Source organism: Kitasatospora sp. NPDC004745, from assembly GCF_042873275.1.
GTDB lineage: Bacteria > Actinomycetota > Actinomycetes > Streptomycetales > Streptomycetaceae > Kitasatospora.
On record NZ_JBIALK010000001.1, the window covers coordinates 463928 to 483001 of the forward strand.

Here is a 19074-nt window from a genome sequence, read left to right on the forward strand (position 1 = left end):
CGGTCGAACGGGGGACGGGGAGGGGGAGGGACGGGAGGAAGGGAGTGGGGGGAAGGGCGGGGTGTCCGGGCGCGGCCGTCAGCCGGCGGCGGCTCCGGCGCGGGCACGGGCCCGGGGGACGACCAGCGGCGTGCCGGTCTCCGGGTCGGGCACCACCCGGCAGGGCACCTGGAAGACGGCCTCGACCAGCTCGGCGGTGAGCACCTCGGAGGGCGCGCCGGCGGCGGCCAGCCGGCCGTCCTTGAGCACCACCAGGTGGTCGGCGTACCGGGCGGCCTGTCCGAGGTCGTGCAGCACCATGACGACGGTGCGGCCGGCCTCGGCGTGCAGGTCGGCCACCAGGTCGAGGACGTCGAGCTGGTGGCGGAGGTCGAGGAAGGTGGTCGGTTCGTCGAGCAGCAGCAGCTCGGTGTCCTGGGCGAGCGCGAGCGCGATCCAGGCGCGCTGGCGTTGCCCGCCGGAGAGCCGGTCGACCTGCTGGTCGCGCAGTTCGGCGGTGCCGGTGCGCCGCAGCGCCTCCTCGACGGCCTCCTGGTCGGCCGCGGACCACGGGCTGAGCATCCGCTGGTGCGGGTAGCGGCCCAGTCGGACGAGGGCCTCGACGGTGATCGCCTCGGGGGTGACCGGCTGCTGCGGAAGCAGGCCCATCCGCTTGGCGAGCGCCCGGGCGGGCATCCGGTGGATGTCGGAGCCGTCCAGGGTGACGGTGCCGGCGGCCGGGCCGAGCAGGCGGACCAGTCCGCGCAGCAGGGTGGACTTGCCGCAGGCGTTCGGTCCGACGATCGCGGTGACGGCGCCGCCGGGCAGTTCGAGGTCGAGTCCGTCGACGACGGTGCGGTCGCCGTAGCGCAGGTGGAGGCCGTGGGCGGCGAGCCGGTTGGCGGTGGGGTCGACGGTGGGGGCCGTGGTCATCAGCTGTTCCTCACGGGGAGCCGGCCCTGGCGGATCATCAGCGCCAGGAGCCAGGGCGCGCCGAGGGTGGCGGTGACGGCACCGACCGGCAGGCCGTGGACGGGGATCACGTGGAGCACGAGGAGGTCGGCGCCGAGCAGCAGGACGGCGCCGGTGAGCGCGGTGAGCCCGAGGGTGCCGAGGGTGGGGGGACCGGCGAGCAGCCGGACGAGGTGCGGCACGGCGAGCGCGACGAAGGCGACCGGGCCGGTGAGGGCGGCGGCCAGCGAGGCGAGGGTGATGCCGAGCAGCAGCAGGAGGAGCCGGTCGCGCCCGGGGTCGAGGCCGAGCCCGCCGGCGGAGTCGTCGCCGAGGTCGAGGACGGCGACCCGGCGCTGGCAGAGCAGCACGGCGCCGGCGGTGAGGGCGATGGCCGTGCCGCCGATCCACACCTCGGTCCAGTTGCGGCCGTAGAGCGAGCCGGTGGTCCACTGCATCGCGGAGGAGGCCAGTTCGGCCGGGAACCGGACGATCATCAGGTTCACGGCGGCGGCCAGGCCCTGCTGGACCGCCAGGCCGACCAGCACCAGGCGGGTGACGGCCATCCGGGACTTCCAGGCGAAGCCGCCGAGCAGCAGGGCCGCGAGCAGCCCGCCGCCGAGCGCGGCCAGCGGGATCAGCTGCTGGGAGGCGCCCGTGGCGAGCATCAGGACGGCTCCGAAGGAGGCTCCGCCGGTGACGCCGATGGTGTCGGGGGAGGCGAGCGGGTTGCGGAAGAGCCGCTGCAGCATGGAGCCGGCCATCGCCAGTGCGGCGCCCGCGATGAGCGCCGACACCACGCGCGGTGCGCGGAACTGCTGCACCACCAGTACGTTTCCGGGGTCGCCCTGTCCGACGAGGGCGCGCAGCGCGTCCCAGACGGAGATGCTCAGCCGTCCGGTGCCCAGCGCGACGCCGGTGAGCAGGACCAGCAGGACGGCGGCCAGGGCCGACCAGGCGGCGGTGCGGGCCCGGCGCCGGGCGAGGGTGCGGACGGGCAGGGCGAGCGCGGTCACCGGGCCACCTTCCGGGCGAGCACCGCGAGCAGCGGGGCCCCGAGGAAGGCGGTCACGATGCCGACCTCGATCTCGGAGGGGCGCACCACGAGCCGGCCGAGCACGTCGGCGGTGAGCAGCAGCAGCGGACCGGTGATCAGACAGCCGGGCAGCAGCCAGCGGTGGTCGTTGCCGAGCAGCGGGCGGACCAGGTGCGGCGCGGCCAGGCCGATGAAGGCGACCGGTCCGGCGACGGCGACGGCGCTGCCGGCGAGCAGCACGACGGCGAGCCCGCCGGCGAGCCGGATCCGGGCGACCGGCACGCCCAGCGACTGGGCGGTCTCGTCGCCGAGGGCGAGGGCGTTGAGCGCGGGGGAGATGGCCAGGGCGCCCAGCAGGCCGACGGCCAGGAACGGCAGCACCGGCAGGAGGGTGTCCAGCTGCCGCCCGGCGATCGAGCCGGCCAGCCAGAACCGGGCCTCGTCCAGGGTGCGGTGACTGGCCAGCATCAGGGCGGAGGTCCAGGAGGTGAGCACCACGGTGAGCACGGTGCCGCCGAGGGCGAGCCGGACGGGGTCGAGGTCCCCGCCGCGGCGGGACATCGCGTACGCGGCGACGGCGGCGACGGCGGCTCCGGCGAAGGCGAACCAGACGTACTGGACGGGCCGGGCGAGGCCCAGCGCGTAGATCGCGGCGACGACGGCGAGGCCGGCGCCGGCGTTGATCCCGAGGGTGACGGGGGAGGCCAGCGGGTTGCGGGTGACGCCCTGGGCGACGGCCCCGGCGACGCCGAGCGCGGCTCCGACGGCCAGCCCGATCACCGTGCGGGGCAGCCGAAGGCCCGTCACGACGTCGGCGTCGCCGCCGTGGGCGGCTCCGGTCAGCGCGTCCACGACGGTGGACAGCGGGATGGATCGGGAGCCGAGCGCGAGGCTCAGCGCGGCGCACAGCACGAGCGCGCCCGCTCCGGCGATCAGCAGCAGGGGCCGCCGGACCGCCGAGGACCGGGGCGTCGCCGGGGCCGTGGCGGCCGTCGGGTCGGTTCTCAACACGAGTCGACATCTTAGGTTAGGTTTGCCTAAGTTCGTCAATCTCGGACTCCCGCCCACCGCCCGTTCGACCGCGGACCGGCACGGGGGCGCGGCCCGAGATGGCATGCCATCCGCGACATTGTAAGGTGAGCCTCACCTTATTCGATCATGCGGAGTCGATCTAGGGAGCGAAGATGATCCCGGGACCACCCCTGCCCGTCGCACCGCCGTCCGCGCTGCTCGGTGACTACCGGCGGCTGCTCGGCCTCTGCCCGGTGCTGAGCCTGCGTCTGCTCGACGCCGCGGAACCGGCGCCCGAGGCCGCCGACGGCTGGTACGGCGCGACCCGGATCGCCGACGACGAACGGGCCCTGGCCGCCGTGCTGGCCGGCGCGGAGGAGCGCATCGCCGCCGAACACGGCCGCGCCCCCCGGCCCCACGTCACCGCGTCCCGGCTGCTGCACCACTACGCCTGGTCGGTCTGCCTGCTCATCGCCGGCCCCTGGCACCTCTCCCGGCGGGTCCCCGTCATCGACCCTTCCGACGTGTGGCTGCACGCCCCCACCGGCGACCTCGCCCTGCGTCCGCGGGGCCACGTCGAGCTCCCCGGAGACGACGAGCTGCGCGCCGAGCTGCGGGCCGCCGTCGTCGGCCACCTCGAACCGCTGCTCGCGGCCTTCGCCGCCCCCACCCGCCGCCGGGACCGCGCCCTGTGGGGCATGGTGACGGACGATCTCGCCTCCGCCGTCTGGTACCTCGGCCGGATGCTCGGCGACGAGGACGCCGCCGTCGCGGCCGCCGGGGCGCTGCTGCCCGGCGGCACCCTCCCGCTGCCCGGCGCCGCCGACTTCCGCCGGCTGCACACCCCCGACGGGCGCGGCCACCACACCCGCACCCGGCTCGGCTGCTGCCTCTACTACGCCGTCGGGCCCGCCGCCACCGCCTGCCTGACCTGCCCGCGCACCGATGACGAGGAACGGCTGCGCAGGTTCTGACGGCGCGTCCGGGGAGCGGGCGGGGGCGGCCGGGGCGCCTCCGGCCGGCCGGAGGCGCCCCGGCGGGGCCGCTCCGGTGTCAGTGGCATCGGCTAGGGCGTGTCTTTCGGATCACGTCGGATCAGCGGGCGTCGTTGGGGTGCGTGCATCGGCGGCGCCGAGGAGGGAGTCCATGCGGAGCATCGGCGACTGACGAGAAGCCGGCGAGGTGCGTGCCCCGGCGGCGACCGCCTGGCGTGATCCGAAAGACAAGCCCTAGGGTCACGAGCATGATCGATGCGACGACACGGGTCCGGATCGCCCGCCCCTCGCGGGACCTCCGGGCGGCCGAGCACTTCTACGTGGGCGGTCTCGGCCTCGACGTGCTGTGGCGCACCACCGAGCGGGTGTCCGGCGAGCACGACCTGCTCATGGTCGGACCGCCCGGGGGCGCCTGGCACTTCGAGCTCACCCACGATCCGGAGCACCCGCTGGAGCCCACCCCGACGGTCGACGACCTGTTCGTGGTCTACCTCGGCGCGCCGGTGGACGACGCCCTGGTCGCCCGGCTGGAGGCGGCCGGCGGCACCCGGGTGCCCGCCCACAACCCGTACTGGGAGGAGTTCGGCGTCACGGTGGCCGACCCGGACGGCTACCGCCTGGTGCTCTGCTCGCGCGGCTGGGGAGCCTGAGCCGGGAAAATGCCGTGCTCGGCCGGGCCCGAACGGCTACCCTTCCGCGCGGACCGAAGGAGGCCCCTCACCATGAGCACGCGCGGAACCACCGTGGACGTCCCGACGGCGGACGGCACCGCCGACGCCTACCTCGCCCACCCCGACGACGGCCGGGCCCACCCCGGCGTCATCCTCTACATGGACGCCTTCGGACTGCGGCCCCACCTGCGCCGGACGGCCGACCGCCTCGCCGCCGCCGGCTACACCGTGCTGGTCCCCAACTGCTACTACCGGCAGGGCCGGGCGCCCGTCGTCGACCTGCCGGAGCTCATCGACCCGGACGGCGACCCGTCGGTCTTCGACCGGCTCATCCCGCTGCTCGCCACGCTCACCCCCGAGGCGACCACCCGCGACGCCGACGCGTACCTGCGGTGGCTGGCCGACTCCCCGCTCGTCCAGGACGGCCCGGTCGGCCTCACCGGCTACTGCCGCGGCGCCGTGCTCGCCCTGCGGACGGCCGCCAGCCACCCGGAGCGGGTCGCGGCCGCGGCCGGGTTCCACGGCGGCAACCTCGCCACCCCGGCACCGGACAGCCCGCACCTCGGGGCCCACCGGATCACCGCGGAGCTGTACTTCGGCCACGCCGACCAGGACGGGTCGATGCCCGCCGAGCAGATGACCAGGCTCGCCGAGGCCCTCACCGCGGCCGGCGTCCGGCACCGGGCGGAGGTCTACCCGGGCGCCCTGCACGGCTACACCCAGGCCGACACCACCCGCTACGACGCGGCCGGGGACGCACGGCACTGGGACGCGCTGCTCGACCTGCTGAAGCGGACGCTGCAGGCCTGAGCCGCCCTGAGCCGGCCCGCGCGTACGGGGGCGGGTGGGCGGTGACACGGGCCCGAGGCCTGCCGGGGGCTGATGACGGGGCTATGACGGGGTGGATCACGGGCCGGACGGCCAGGGGGCGGGATGGGTCACGACAGGGCGGTACGGGGGCAGGGCGTGACGGGGCAGGGCGGGACGGGGCGGGACGGGGCGGTGAGGGGCCGGGTGCAGGACCGGGAGCGCCGGACGCCGGCGCCGGAGGGCGCCCGCTCTTCGCCGGGAGGTCGACTGACGGACACGAAGGATTCGGGCTGCCGTGTCGCCGGGAGGCCAGGGTCTGAGGCCTGTCGGCCTCCGCGGCCCGGCGCCTGACGGACGGTCGGGGCTCGATGAACGACCGGGCCCGATGAACGACCGGGCCCGATGGACGACCGGCTGCCCGGGACCGGGGCGCCGGTGGAGGCGTCCGCGGCCACGGCCGCCGCGGTTTGCAGGAGAACCCGCGACACCCGGCACCCGAGCCGGGGCGCGGACAGTACCCAGGGGGAAACGCACATGCGCAACACGCTGAACAGAATCGACGCACGGACCACCCGGAACGGCGGACGGACGGCGCCGCGCCCGCGGGCGGGGGGAGCCGCGGGCCGGGAGGCGCTCGGCGAACGCGTCCCCGGAGGGGTTAGCCGGGGCGAACTCGACCGCTCCGGAAGGGCGTTGCGATGGTCCGAGGCGGGGCTCGGCGGCCCGCCGGTGGTCCTGCTCGCGGACTGCGGCAGCCCGTCGCAGACCTGGGCGCCGGTGCTGCCCGAACTCGCCGCGCACAGCCGGGTGGTGGCCTACGACCGGGCCGGGCTCGGCGCGAGCGACCCGGAGCGGTCCGCCGGCCCGACCCTGGAGACCCCGGTCGGTGACCTGGCCGCCCTGGTGGAGCACCTGGACGCCGGACCGGCCGTCCTGGTCGGGCACGGTTGGGGTGGCCTGCTGGCCCAACTCCTGGCCTGGCAGCAGCCCGAGCTGGTCGCCGGACTGGTCCTGGTGGACCCGGCCCACGAGGAGTTCCAGCCGCCGGCCGTCCGCACCGCCGACGCCGTCCTGCTGAGCCTCGGGCTGATCCGGGAGGCGCTGGCGCCCGCCGCCCCCGGCGTCACGGGTGCGGCGCCAGGGGCCGGCGGCGTGGGGACCGGGACGGCGACCGGGACGGTGGCGGTCAAGGTCGCCCGCCGCCACCAGTGGCGCGCCGCGCTCGACGAGAACCGGCTGGCCGCCCTCGCCGTCCCCGAGCTCCGCAGCAGGCGCTCCGCCGGACGGCTGCCCGACGTGCCGGTGACGGTGCTGAGCGCGACCGACGGGCTGCCCAGGGCGCTGCGCGAGCGCTGGACCATCCTGCAGTCGAGGATCGCGGAGGGGGCCGTCCGGGGCTCGCACATCGTGGTCAGGGGAGCCGGCCACGCCGTCCACACCGACCAGCCGGAGGCCGTCGTCGCCGCCGTCCTGGAGGTCGTCGAGCACGCCCGACAGGCCCGGAACGCCTGATCCGGACCCCAACCGCCCTTCGGACGGCCCCTGCTGGGCCTTCGGCCCCCTCTGGCACACTGGGGGCCGAACGGCCCGCTGGGGAGGGTCATGACACATGGGGGAAGCGGTATGAGGGGTCCGGGTGCCGTGCTCGGCGGGCGCTACACGCTGGTCGAGCGGATCGGCGGCGGGGGCATGGGCACCGTCTGGCGGGCCGACGACACGGTGCTGGCACGCCCCGTCGCCGTCAAGATCCTGCACTCGGCGCTGTTCGAGGACGACACCTTCATCCAGCGCTTCCGGCGGGAGGCCCAGCTCGTCGCCGCGATCGACCATCCGGCGGTCGTGGACGTGCACGACTACGGCGAGACCGGCGGGCGCCCGGCGGGCGCCGCGGGCGGCTCCGGTGACGACGGCGGGGCCGACGGGGCTGACGGCGGCGGGGACGGAGTCGGCGGCGGGGAGGGCGGCGGCGGGGAGGAGCGCTGCGCCTACATCGTCATGGAGCTGATCGACGGGCGGCCGGTGGACCGGGTGCTCGCCGAGGAGGGCCCGATGGCGCCCGACCGCGCGCTCGGCCTGGTCGCGGCCGCCCTGGACGGACTGCACGCCGCACACCTCCGCGAGATCGTGCACCGTGACCTCAAGCCGTCCAACCTGATGCTGCGCGCCGACGGCCGGGTGACCATCACGGACTTCGGGATCGCCCGGGCGATCGCCAGCACCAAGATCACCGCCTCGCACGCGATCGTCGGTACGGCGCTCTACATGGCCCCCGAGCAGGCCGAGGGCCTGGGGACCGGCCCGGCCGCCGACCTCTACTCGATCGGCGTGGTCTGCTACGAACTGCTCACCGGGCGGCCGCCGTTCACGGGCGAGGGGGTGCTGGAGGTCGCCCTCAAGCACGTCCGGCAGCCGGCCCCGGACCTGCCGGAGACCTTCCCGGCGGCGGTCCGGGAGCTGGTCGCGAGGGCGCTGGCGAAGAAGCCCGAGGACCGTTACGCCGACGCCGCCGAGATGGCGGCAGCGGCGCGGGCCGCGGTCGGCGGGGCGGGTGCCGGCGGGGTAGGTGCCGGCGGGGCGGGTGCCGAGGGCGCGAACGGCGCCGGCGCCCGGGCGGACAGCGGGACGATCGACCTCAGGGGAGCTGCTCCCGGAGGTGCCGCCGGTGCCCCTGGTGCCGCCGCAGGCGCACCGGAGGAGAAGGCCGCGGACGGCGCGGCGCCCGCCGGCGGAGCCGCCGACCGCCCCGCACCGGACGAGGTCGCGAAGGTGGAGCCGCAGGCGGTCACCGAGCCGGTCCGGCGCCGCTCGCGGCGGGCACTGCTGGTGCCGGTCGTCATCCCCGTGGTGATCTCGCTGGGCACCGCCACCGTCCTGCTGGTCGACCGCGGGCCCGGCCGCTCGGACGCGGCCGTGCCGCCCGCCGCCCAGGCCACCGTGGTCGTGACGGCGCCGGCGGCGCCCGCGGCGGGTACCGAGACCCCCACGGCCGCCGCCACCACGACGCCCGCCACCCCGACCCCGTCCGACACCCCGGCGGCGACCCCCGCGGCCGACCCGTCGGCGGGCGCCCCGAACCAGCAGGGCGCGCCGGTGCCCGCCCCCGCGCCCGGGCAGGCCGGCAGCGGCACCTCGGCGGGCCGTGGCAGCGGAGCCGGTGCGGGCGGCGGCGCGGCAGCCGGCGGGTCCGCCTCCGGAGGAGCCGCCTCGGGCGGTGCGCAGTCCGGGGGCGGAGCCTCGGGCGGCCAGAACGGTGGCGCGGGTGGTGGCACGCCCAACCAGCCGGCCAACCCCAACCCGCAGCCGCCCGCCCAGAACGCGGCCGGTGGCGCCGCCGCCGGTGGCGGGTCCCCGGCCGGGGGCGGTTCACCGGCCGGCGGGGGCTCCCCGTCGGGTGGCGGCAACCCGCCCGCGCCGCAGACCCCGGCCCGCCCCGCGTCCTGCGGCGGCACCAGCTGGACGACCATCGTCAGCGTGCAGGACGGCCGCCCCATCGGGTTGTCCCGCGACTCGCTCAGCGGCGGCGACAACCCGGTCGTGGTCGGCGGCGCCTCCCAGTACGGCTGGGTGCGGGCGACCAACCCCGGGGCCTGGATCCTGTTCAACGCCTGCAACAGCGGCGGCCCGCAGCTCGTCCAGACCACGGACGGCAAGGTGGTGCTGAACGGCGGCTTCAGCTTCCTGACCAACTGGACGGTGCGCAACGGCACGGCCCAGGGCTCCTACACCCTGGCCGACTTCCAGAACCAGGTCTGCATGACCAACAACGGCCCGGGCAGCCCGGTCACCATGGTCGCCTGCACGCCGGGCAACGCCGCCCAGGAGTGGCGCTTCCAGTAACGGCGCCGCCGTTTCCGCCAACCACCTTTTCGTCTGGGGCACTTCACGCAGCGCCACGCGGAGCTGACGGTGCGTCGACAGCGGTCCGTCGGGCCGCCCGTCGGGCGGCCTTCGCGTTCAACTCGTCGACTGCGCACCGGAGTCGGGCGAACACGCAAGTGGTCGGAGCTAGCAGCCGCGGCGGCCGAGGGCAAGGGTGGCCGGTGGCGGGACCTCGCCAACCGGATGTCAAGATTCCGTATGGGAAGTTCTACAGCGGTGTAAAAGTCGATTTGCGGCCACTCGGGGCGGTCGACCCGGAGGGCGTTCGGCGGCCGGTCGCGCATCGGAGCAGGTCGGCGGTGATGGTTCGGACGGGAACTGTCGCCGAGGTGGGTCGAATTGCCCTGTTTTGCCTACCCCGTAGAAGGCGGTCCGGGCTGGCGGGACCTGGCCAATTCCTGAAGCAGACCTGTCAATTCATCTGGTGCATCGTCATGCTTCTTCTCAACCCCGGCGCCGGCCCCCACCCCCACCCCTCGGTGGCCCGCCGCTCGAACGCCCGGGGTTTCAGCACGTCAGCGCCCGTTCCGCCCCCACAGGTGCCGACCCCGGCCCCCGGGACGCGGCGTGACCGCGGCCAGCCGCGGTTTCCCGGAAGGACTCGTACGTGAAGCGTAAGCTCGCGGCCGTCGCCGTTCTCTCGGCCACGGCCCTCCTGACCGGTGTGATCCAGGTGAGCACCGCCGCCCAGGCCAGCCCCGCCCCCGCCGGCCAGACCGGGGAAGCCCGCGCCGCCCAGGCCGCCCGGCAGCACGCGGCCGTGTTGGCGCTGGCCGGCGACCAGTCCGGCCCGCTCGCCGGCGCCCTCGCCCTGGGCGGGCAGGAGCGGCTCGTCGCCAAGGACGCCGTCGTGGACCAGGACGGCACCCGCCACCTGCGCTTCGAGCGCACCTACGCCGGCCTGCCGGTGCTCGGCGGCGACCTGGTCGTCCACCAGAAGGCCGACGGCTCGGTGAAGGCGGTGAACAAGGCCGTCACCGCGCAGCTGAGCCTGCCGAGCCTCACCCCGCGCATCCCGGCCGACCAGGCGGCCGCGCAGGCCACCGGCGCGGTCCAGGCCACCGTCGGCGCCACCCTCGACGCCGACGAGTCGCCGCTGACGGCCGTGCACCAGACCGGCAAGGCCGAGCTGGTGGTCTGGGCGAGCGACGGCAACCCGCGCCTGGCCTACCGCACCACCGTCGAGGGCGTGCGCGCCGACGGCACCCCGAGCAGCCAGGTCCTCGTCACCGACGCCGCCAGCGGCAAGGTCCTGTCCACCCACGAGAAGGTGCAGACCGCCGCCGGCACCGGTACCGGCGTCTTCGTCGGCCAGGTGCCGCTCACCACCGCGCAGGACGGGGCGAGCTACTCGCTGAAGGACGACTCCCGCGGCGGCCAGTCCACCAGCGACATGAACAACGGGACCACGGGCAGCGGCTCCCCGTTCGCCAACACGTCCAACTCCTTCGGCGACGGCACCGCCGGAAACCGCGAGTCCGCCGCCGTGGACGCCCAGTTCGGCGCCGCCACGACCTGGGACTTCTACAAGAGCGCCTTCGGCCGCAACGGCATCCGCAACGACGGCGTCGGCGCCGCCAGCCGCGTGCACTACGGCTCCAACTACGTCAACGCGTTCTGGAGCGACGACTGCTTCTGCATGACGTACGGGGACGGCAGCGGCGACACCCACCCGCTCACCGAGATCGACGTCGCCGGGCACGAGATGAGCCACGGCGTCACCGCCGCCACCGCGAACCTCAACTACTCCGGGGAGTCCGGAGGCCTGAACGAGGCCACCTCCGACATCATGGGCACGATGGTCGAGTGGTACGCCAACCTGCCCTCCAACCCGCCGAACTACCAGATCGGCGAGCTGGTCAACCTGCGCGGCGACGGCAGCCCGCTGCGCTACATGGACCAGCCCAGCAAGGACGGCCAGTCCGCGGACTCCTGGTCCGCCGACGTCGGCAACCTGGACGTGCACTTCTCGTCCGGCGTGGCGAACCACTTCTTCTACCTGCTGTCCGAGGGCAGCGGCGCGAAGAGCATCAACGGGTTCGACTACAACAGCCCGACCTCCGACGGCTCGACGCTCAGCGGCATCGGCCGGGACAAGGCCGCGCAGATCTGGTACCGCGCCCTGACCGTCTACTTCACCTCCACCACCGACTACGCGGGCGCCCGGGCGGGCACCCTCAGCGCGGCCTCGGACCTGTACGGCGCCGACAGTGCCGAGTACAACGCCGTCGCCGCCGCCTGGACGGCGGTGAACGTCAACTGAGGCCGGTGGCGGCCTGACCGACGGTCCTGCCGGCCGTGGGTGCCGGCCGGCAGGACGGAACGGCGGGGGTGACGGTGTGCGGACCACCGTCACCCCCGCCGTCGTGCGCTCACCGTCGCCCCCGCCGTCGTGCGCTCACCGTCGCCCTCCGGTGCTCATCGACCCACCGGTTCACCGGTTCACCGGCCCACCGGTTCACCGGCCCACCGGTTCACCGACCGGGTCCGGTGTGGCCGGGGCGCTCGGTTCGCGGCGGCGGTAGCGGCGCTCCGTCGCGGTGCAGGCGGCCAGCAGCAGGGCGGTGGCGGCCGCGGCGGCGGTCACGGCGAACGGCGCGGCGGGCGAGAAATGGGTGGTGGCCCAGCCGCCCAGGAAGGTGCCGGCCGACTGGGCCAGGATCAGCGCGCTGACCAGCACGGCCATCGCCTCGCCCAGCCGGGCGGCCGGGACCGTCCGCTCCACCAGGCCGAACATCGTGATCATCTGCGGGGCCACCGCCACCCCGAGCAGGCCGACGGCCGCGGTCAGCGTCCACAGTCCGCCGCCGGAGACCAGCAGGACGCAGGAGGCGGTGAACAGCAGCACCGTACCGGCCCGCAGCCGGGACGGCAGCCCCCACCGGGCGGGGAGGGCGGCGGTGGCGATCCCGGCCACGGAGCTGGTGCAGCCGATGAAGCCGTAGAGCAGCCCGGCGGCGCCCGGCCGGCCGAGGGCCTCGGTCGTGGCCGTCACCCCGACCTGCACGGAGCCGAAGCACGCGCCGAGCAGCGCCATCCCGGCCAGCAGCAGGACGTACGGGGTGCTCAGCAGCCGCTCGCCGTTCCCCGCCGGGGACTTGGGGACGCCCGGGGAGGCGGTCGGGTGCAGTGCGAACAGGGTGGCGCAGACGCCGGACAGGGCGGCGGCCGTGAGCAGCCCGACCGAGGGGGAGACGACGGTGGCGAGCACGCCGACCAGCGCGGGCCCGGCGGTGAAGCCGATCTCGTCCACGATTCCGTCCAGCGACAGCATGGTGGAAGTCAACTCCGGCTCCCCGGCGGCCAGTCGGACCCACCGGCTGCGGGACAGCGGGCCCACCAGCGGGACGGACAGGCCGATCAGCGCTGCCGCCGCGACCTGCCAGCCGAGGGCCAGCCCGTCCTCCGAGGCCGCCACCAGGGCGACCAGCGCGGTGGCGTTCACCAGTGCGGCGACCAGCCCGACCGTCCGCTGCCCGCGCCGGTCGGCGAGACGGCCCACCAGCGGTCCGCCGACGGCCTGCCCGCCCGCCAGCGCCCCGGCCACCAGGGAGCCGCACCACACGCTGCCGGTGTTCCGGCTGACCAGCAGCAAGGTGCCGATCGGGCTCATCGCGTTCGGCAGCCGGCCGAGCAGCGACCACAGCAGCACCCGGCCTCCGGTCAGTTGCGCGGCTGTTCGGAACTTGACGACCATGGACGCGGACATCGGCGCACGACCCCAAACGGAGCCGACGCGGGCGCCCGCCTCCCGTCGTCGGCCCGGTCAGGCGACTGCGACCTGCGGGTGAGCCTCGACGGTAGGGGCGGCCGGTGCGGCCGGGTAACCGTCCGATCACCCAGTGCAGTCGGGGTGCGGGCGGGGGAGGGGTTGGAGGAGTGGACAACGCGGTCGCCCCGCGCCGGTGGCTTCCGACAGTCCGGCGGCTCGGCGGCGGGTCGGTCGACCGCCCTGACTGATCGTCAATTCTCTTCTGCACGCCGTCGGCCGTAAGTCGTCAGCCCGTCAGTGGTCAGGCGTCAGCCGGTGAGGTCCGCCCGGATCTGGTCCAGGATCAGGCCGGCGCCGGTGTAGCCGATGCCGAGCATCCACAGGTTGTCGTCCACGCGGAACACCCGGCCGTTGCGGACGGCGTCCAGGTTCTTCCAGAGCGCCCCCTCGGTGATCCTGCCCTGGTCGGACTTGGCCGCGTCCCCGTAGACCGAGTAGAAGATGGCGTCGGCCGCCGCCTGGTCGACCTGTTCGGGGCTGATCTCGACGGAGAACCCGGGCTTGTCCTGGTTGGCGGGGCGGCCGAGCCCGAGGTCCTTGAACAGCGAGCCGACGAAGGTGTCGTTGAGGTAGAGCCTGGTGGGTGCACCGGCCAGGAAGCGGGCCATCGCGACCCTGGTGGCGGCGGCCCGGGCCGGGCCGCCGAGCGCGGTGACGAGGTCCCGGGCCTTGGTCCGGTACGCCGCGTCGGCCGCCTCGGCCTCGCCCTGCCGCCCCAGCGCCTCGGCGTGCAGCCGGACGTTCTCCTTCCAGGTCGGCCCGGTGGTCTTCGAGAGCACCGTCGGCGCGATCTTCGACAGTTCGTCGTACCGCTGGTCGTCGCGGACCTGGTTGCTCAGGATGAGGTCCGGCCGCAGCGCGGCGATCGCCTCCAGGCTGGGCTGGCCGATGGCTCCGACGGCCTTCGTCCCCGCCAGCCGGTCGGCGGGCAGGTAGCCGGGGAAGGACGCGCCCGCGGAGACGGTGGTCGCGCCGACGGGGGTGAGGCCGAGGGTGACCGCCGAGTCCAGTGCGTCGGTGTCCAGCACCACCACCCGGGCCGCCCTGGCGGGTACCCGGGTCTCGCCGCGGGCGTGCCGGACGGTGCGGGGGCCGGCGCCGCCGGAAGGGCCGCCCCCCGGGGCGGACGCGCCGGTGCCCGGGGAGGGCTGGTCCGCCCCGCAGCCGGTGAGCGCGGGACCGAGCACGAGGCCCGGGGCGAGCCGGGCGGCGAGGCCGAGTGCGGTGCGGCGGCTGAGCGGTCGGGGCATCGGCGGATCCTCCAACGGGCGGGCGGGGCGCGGGAATTCCTGCCCGTCCGTCGGGGTGGTCATGCGTCGGGGTCGGTCTCGCGCCGCTGGCGCAGCAGGTCGTCGTAGTCGGCCTGCACCCGGCGGTCCATCGCCAGGGCGAACTGGGCGTCGACGACCGTACGGGCCAGCGGCCGGACCCGCACTATGCGTTCGGTGAGCCGCGCGGCCTCGCCGGGCGGCAGCGGGGCGTCGCCGGCCAGGGCGCCGAGCAGGTGCTCGCCGACCAGGTCGACGAAGACCTCCGCGATGGCGTCCACGTGCTCCTGGGTGCGCCTGCTGGCGTCCAGGACGGCCGAGAGCGGCACGCCCTCGGCGACCAGCGCGGTGGTGGCGTCCATCAGCCGCCGGCTGACGTGGGTGATCCCGTCGTCGTCGACCGAGATGAAGCCCTGGGAGATCGACTCGGCGGTGTTCTCCTCGGTGAGCTGCTCCCCGAAGACGGCGCGCAGTTCGTCCCAGTCCAGGCGCACCGGCGTCTCGTCCGACCAGGGTGCGACGATCGCGGCCTCCAGTCCGATCAGCTCGGCGACGTCCCGCCCGCTCTCGCCGGCGCCGATCAGCTCGGCGATGCCGCCCAGGGTGTGGCCGCGCTCCAGCAGTTCGCCGATCATCCGCAGCCGGGCGAGGTGCTCCTCGCCGTACCAGGCGATCCGACCCTCCTTGCGGGGAGGCTGGAGGAGTTTGCGCTCGCGGTAGAAGCGCAGGGTCCGGGTGGTGATGCCGGCCGCCTCGGCCAGTTCCTCCACGCGGTACTCGCGCTTTTTGTCGTCGGCAGCAGCTCTGACCTTGTCCACGGCGATCAGCATAGGTCCGTCGCCTCGGGCGGTTCCCGAATCAGGATGGTCGCGCTTCTTCCATCCGGTGTCAGCAAGGGCTACCCTGCCAATCGTGCCAGTGATTACTGGCGCGATTGGTAGGGTCCCGGGGGCCGGCCCCCGGGAGGCAGCACCACCGCGGCCCCGACGGCGCCGCCCGCACGTGATGAGTGGCACCGGTGGTGCCGCCCGCACATGATGAGCGGCACCCGTCAGGCAGCCCGAAGATCACCGCCCACCCTCAGGAGGAGGCCGCATGGCATCCAGCAGCAAGCGCCCCCGCTCCGGCGCGTCCGGCGCCCCGGCGGAGGAGGCCGCCCCGGTGGGCGAGGCCGTCCCGGCGGGAGAGGCCGCCCCGCACGTGCGGGTGGCGGTGATCGGCTCCGGGTTCGGCGGCCTCGGCGCGGCGGTGCGGCTGCGCCGTGCCGGCATCACCGACTTCGTCGTCCTGGAACGCGCGGACTCGGTCGGCGGCACCTGGCGCGACAACAGCTACCCGGGCTGCGCCTGCGACGTGCCCTCGCACCTCTACTCCTTCTCCTTCGCGCCCAACCCCGAATGGCCGCGCAGCTTCTCCGGCCAGCCCGACATCCGCGCCTACCTGGAGAAGGTCGCCACCGTCTTCGGCCTCCGCCCCCACCTGCGCTTCGGGGCCGAGGTGCTGGAGGCGCGCTGGGAGGCGGACCGGACCCGCTGGCGGATCACCACCTCGGCCGGCCAGTGGACCGCCGACGCCGTGGTGTCCGCGGCCGGACCGCTCGCCGACCCGCAGATCCCCGACCTGCCCGGGCTCGCCTCCTTCCCCGGCAAGGTGTTCCACTCCTCCCGCTGGGACCACGACTACGACCTGGCCGGCAAGCGGGTCGCCATCGTCGGCACCGGCGCCTCCGCCGCCCAGATCATCCCGTCGATCCAGCCGGAGGTCGGGAAGCTGACGGTCTTCCAGCGCACCCCCGCCTGGGTCCTGCCGCGCCGGGACCGCGAGATCAGCCGGCTCGAGAAGTGGTTGCACGACCGCCTGCCCGTCACCGGCAGGATCCGCCGCGGCACCCTGTTCGCGCTCCGCGAGCTCCAGGTCGACGCCTTCGTCCGACGCCCGGGCATGCTGAAGGTGGTCCAGCAGTTCGCCGAACGCCACCTCGCCCAGGGCGTCGCCGACCCGGCCCTGCGCGCCAAGCTCACCCCCGACTACCGCATCGGCTGCAAGCGCATCCTGCTCAGCAACACCTACTACCCCGCGCTCGCCGCCGCCAACACCGAGGTGGTCGCCTCCGGCCTGCGCGAACTGCGCGGCTCCACCCTGGTCGCCGCCGACGGCACCGAGCACGAGGTGGACGCCATCGTCTTCGGCACCGGGTTCCACGTCACCGACATGCCCATCGGTGCCCGGGTGTTCGGCGCCGACGGCACCAGCCTGGCCGAGCAGTGGAAGGACGGCATGGAGGCCCTGCGCGGCTCGACCGTGCACGGCTTCCCGAACCTCTTCTTCGTGATCGGCCCCAACACCGGCCTCGGGAACAGCTCGATGATCCTGATGATCGAGTCCCAGCTGAACTACCTGATCGACGCGCTCACCACCCTCGACACCGTCGGCGCCACCGCGATGCAGCCCACCGTCCGCGCCCAGCGCCAGTGGAACCTCGAACTCCAGCACCGGATGGACCGCACCGTCTGGACGACCGGTGGCTGCCGCAGCTGGTACCTCGACCCGAACGGCCGGAACACCGTGCTCTGGCCCGGCTCCACCACCGCGTTCCGCCGTGCCACCCGAAGAGTCGACCTCGGCGAGTACGAGTTGATCATGCGCACCGCACCTTCCGCCGCCCCCGCCGTCCAGGAGGTGTCCGCATGAGCGCCGACCGTCTGCCCGCCGAGTACGTCCCGCCCACGCCCGTCGAGGAGTTGAGCGTGCGCTCGGCCGACGGCGTCAGGCTGCACGTCGAGGTGCACGGCCAGCCCGGGGCGCCGACCGTGGTGCTCGCCCACGGCTGGACCTGCTCGACCGCCTTCTGGGCCCCGGTGATCCGCCGACTCGCCGACCGGTACCGGGTGGTGGCGTACGACCAGCGCGGCCACGGGCGGAGCGAGATCCCGCCGAGCCGGGCCCGCTACTCCACCCGCGCGCTCGCCGAGGACCTCGCCGCCGTGCTCGCCCGGACCGTTCCGGCGGGGGAGCGGGCCGTGCTCGCCGGGCACAGCATGGGCGGGATGACCATCATGGCCGCCGGCGGACGCCCCGGGGTCGCCGAGCGCACCGCCGCCGCCGTCCTGATCTCCACCGGGCCGTCCGAGCTGGTGGACCGGCTCACCGTCCTGCCGGGCGCGGTGCGCCCGCCGTGGCTGCGCCGCTTCCTGCACCGGCAGCTGCTGCGCTCCCGGCTGCCGCTCGGGCCGGTCACGTCCGTCAGCCGCGCCGCGCTCAAGTACGCCACCATGGGGCCGGGTTCGGCCGCCGGGCAGGTCGAGGCGACGGCGCGGATCGTGCACGCCTGCCCGACGGGCGTGCGCGTCCACTGGGCCGGCGTCCTCGACCGGCTGGACGTCCACGCCGGGCTCGCCCGGCTCACCGTGCCGACGGCGGTCGTGGTCGGCACCGCCGACCGGCTGACCCCGCCCGTGCACGCGCACCGGATGGTCGCCGAACTCGCCGACCCGCAGGGGCTGTTGCTGCTGCCGGGGGTCGGCCACATGGCCCCGTTGGAGCGGCCGGTGGAGGTCGCCGCCGAGATCCACCGGCTGGCCGCCGCGCACCTGTCCGGTAAGCCGGCTACCGAGCCGGCCGCCGAGCCGGTCGCCGAGCCCACCGTCGAGCCCACCGTCGAGCCCACCGTGTCCGTCGAAACCCCTGCCGGCCCCGCCACCGAGAGGACCGCCGTCGCATGAACGCCGTTCCGCCGCTGTCCGCACAGGTCGTCGTCATCACCGGAGCCGCCCGCGGGGTCGGCGCCTCGCTGGCCCGCACGCTCGCGCGGCGCGGAGCCACCGTCGCCCTCCTCGGCCTGGAACCCGAGGAGCTCAAGGCCGTCGCGGCGCAGTGCGGGCCCGGCGCGACCAGCTGGGAGGTCGACGTCACCGACCTCGACGCGCTGACCGACGCCGCCCGCCGGATCAAGGAGCACCACGGCCGGATCGACACCGTGGTCGCCAACGCCGGCATCGCCATCGGCGGGCCGCTCGCGGACAGCGACCACCGCGCCTTCACCCGGGTGATCGAGGTGAACCTGCTCGGCAGCGTCGCCACCGCCCGGGCCTTCCTGCCCGCACTGACCGAGAGCCGGGGCTACCTGCTGCAGATCGCCTCGCTGGCCGCGCTGACGCCCGCGCCGCTGATGAGCGCGTACTGCGCCAGCAAGTCCGGGGTGGAGGCCTTCGCCCACTCGCTCCGCGCCGAGGTCGCCCACCAGGGGGTCAAGGTCGGTGTGGGGTACCTGAGTTGGACCGACACGGACATGGTGCGCGGGGCCGACGAGGACACCGTGCTGCGGCAGATGCGCACCCGGCTGCCGTGGCCGGCGAACAAGACGTACCCGCTGGAGCCGGCGGTGGAGCGGATCGCCGCGGGCATCGCCCGCCGGTCCGCCCACGTCTACGCCCAGGCCTGGCTGCGCGGGATGCAGCCCGTCCGCTGGGTGCTGCCGAGCCTGATCGCGGCGGTCGGCTCCCGTGACGTCGCCAAGCTCGCCCCGCAGCTCGCGGCCACCGCGGCCTCCCGGCTGCGCGCCGTCGGCGCCGGGGGCGCGGCGGACACGGCGGTCCGGCGAAGCCACAGCGGCCCGGGGGGCGGCGCCGACGCCCGGTGACGGATGACAAGTAACAGATAACAGATAACAGCTGACAGATGTTGAAATCTGTCAGCTGTTATC

At 75.1% G+C, this 19074-nt stretch carries 15 protein-coding genes; 9 read left to right on the forward strand and 6 right to left on the reverse strand.

The annotated features are described in order from the left end of the window. Positions 1-78: 78 nt before the first annotated feature. Genes ACFYUY_RS02140 through ACFYUY_RS02150 form a run of 3 tightly spaced genes read right to left on the reverse strand, consistent with a single transcriptional unit; the run spans position 79 to position 2908 of the window. Entirely contained in the window at positions 79-912 is an 834-nt protein-coding gene (locus tag ACFYUY_RS02140) for an ABC transporter ATP-binding protein (RefSeq protein WP_360205444.1), read from the reverse strand. Further along, entirely contained in the window at positions 912-1946 is a 1035-nt protein-coding gene (locus ACFYUY_RS02145) for a FecCD family ABC transporter permease (RefSeq protein WP_387897177.1), read from the reverse strand. Before ACFYUY_RS02145 ends, ACFYUY_RS02140 begins: the two co-directional genes overlap by 1 nt. Continuing rightward, positions 1943-2908: an iron ABC transporter permease gene (locus tag ACFYUY_RS02150; protein WP_360205481.1), complete on the reverse strand. Its 966-nt coding sequence runs from the start codon at positions 2906-2908 to the stop codon at positions 1943-1945. The genes ACFYUY_RS02145 and ACFYUY_RS02150 overlap by 4 nt, the downstream gene beginning before the upstream one ends. A 242-nt stretch (positions 2909-3150) precedes the next feature. Here ACFYUY_RS02150 and ACFYUY_RS02155 point away from each other — a divergent pair, with 242 nt between their 5' ends. From ACFYUY_RS02155 to ACFYUY_RS02180, 6 genes are all read left to right on the forward strand, one after another. Continuing rightward, positions 3151-3951 (forward strand): (2Fe-2S)-binding protein, encoded by an 801-nt coding sequence (locus tag ACFYUY_RS02155; protein ID WP_387897179.1) that lies wholly within the window; start codon positions 3151-3153, stop codon positions 3949-3951. Positions 3952-4220: 269 nt separating this feature from the next. Next, on the forward strand, positions 4221-4622 hold the full coding sequence (locus tag ACFYUY_RS02160; RefSeq protein ID WP_360219712.1) for a VOC family protein: 402 nt from the start codon (positions 4221-4223) through the stop codon (positions 4620-4622). A 72-nt stretch (positions 4623-4694) separates the two neighbouring features. After that, positions 4695-5453, forward strand: a complete 759-nt coding sequence (locus ACFYUY_RS02165; RefSeq protein ID WP_387897180.1) for a dienelactone hydrolase family protein — start codon at positions 4695-4697, stop codon at positions 5451-5453. A gap of 693 nt (positions 5454-6146) precedes the next feature. Beyond that, entirely contained in the window at positions 6147-6965 is an 819-nt protein-coding gene (locus ACFYUY_RS02170) for an alpha/beta hydrolase (RefSeq protein WP_387897182.1), read from the forward strand. A 111-nt stretch (positions 6966-7076) separates the two neighbouring features. Beyond that, positions 7077-9290 (forward strand): serine/threonine-protein kinase, encoded by a 2214-nt coding sequence (locus tag ACFYUY_RS02175; RefSeq protein WP_387897183.1) that lies wholly within the window; start codon positions 7077-7079, stop codon positions 9288-9290. Between the two features lie 649 nt (positions 9291-9939). Next, positions 9940-11595, forward strand: a complete 1656-nt coding sequence (locus ACFYUY_RS02180; protein ID WP_387897184.1) for a M4 family metallopeptidase — start codon at positions 9940-9942, stop codon at positions 11593-11595. 195 nt (positions 11596-11790) lie between these two features. Here ACFYUY_RS02180 and ACFYUY_RS02185 read toward each other — a convergent pair whose 3' ends face one another. The 3 genes from ACFYUY_RS02185 to ACFYUY_RS02195 form a co-directional block, all read right to left on the reverse strand. Continuing rightward, positions 11791-13041: an MFS transporter gene (locus tag ACFYUY_RS02185; protein ID WP_387897185.1), complete on the reverse strand. Its 1251-nt coding sequence runs from the start codon at positions 13039-13041 to the stop codon at positions 11791-11793. Positions 13042-13352: 311 nt separating this feature from the next. After that, positions 13353-14354, reverse strand: a complete 1002-nt coding sequence (locus ACFYUY_RS02190) for an ABC transporter substrate-binding protein (RefSeq protein ID WP_387897187.1) — start codon at positions 14352-14354, stop codon at positions 13353-13355. A 59-nt stretch (positions 14355-14413) separates the two neighbouring features. Then, entirely contained in the window at positions 14414-15202 is a 789-nt protein-coding gene (locus tag ACFYUY_RS02195; RefSeq protein ID WP_387897189.1) for a MerR family transcriptional regulator, read from the reverse strand. Positions 15203-15467: 265 nt separating this feature from the next. Here ACFYUY_RS02195 and ACFYUY_RS02200 point away from each other — a divergent pair, with 265 nt between their 5' ends. Genes ACFYUY_RS02200 through ACFYUY_RS02210 form a run of 3 tightly spaced genes read left to right on the forward strand, consistent with a single transcriptional unit; the run spans position 15468 to position 19011 of the window. After that, positions 15468-17063 carry a flavin-containing monooxygenase gene (locus ACFYUY_RS02200; protein WP_387897191.1) on the forward strand — a complete coding sequence of 532 codons (1596 nt, stop codon included), beginning with the start codon at positions 15468-15470 and terminating at the stop codon, positions 17061-17063. Then, positions 17060-18094: an alpha/beta fold hydrolase gene (locus ACFYUY_RS02205; RefSeq protein WP_387897192.1), complete on the forward strand. Its 1035-nt coding sequence runs from the start codon at positions 17060-17062 to the stop codon at positions 18092-18094. Before ACFYUY_RS02200 ends, ACFYUY_RS02205 begins: the two co-directional genes overlap by 4 nt. Next, positions 18091-19011: an SDR family oxidoreductase gene (locus ACFYUY_RS02210; protein ID WP_360219685.1), complete on the forward strand. Its 921-nt coding sequence runs from the start codon at positions 18091-18093 to the stop codon at positions 19009-19011. Before ACFYUY_RS02205 ends, ACFYUY_RS02210 begins: the two co-directional genes overlap by 4 nt. Positions 19012-19074: the final 63 nt, after the last annotated feature.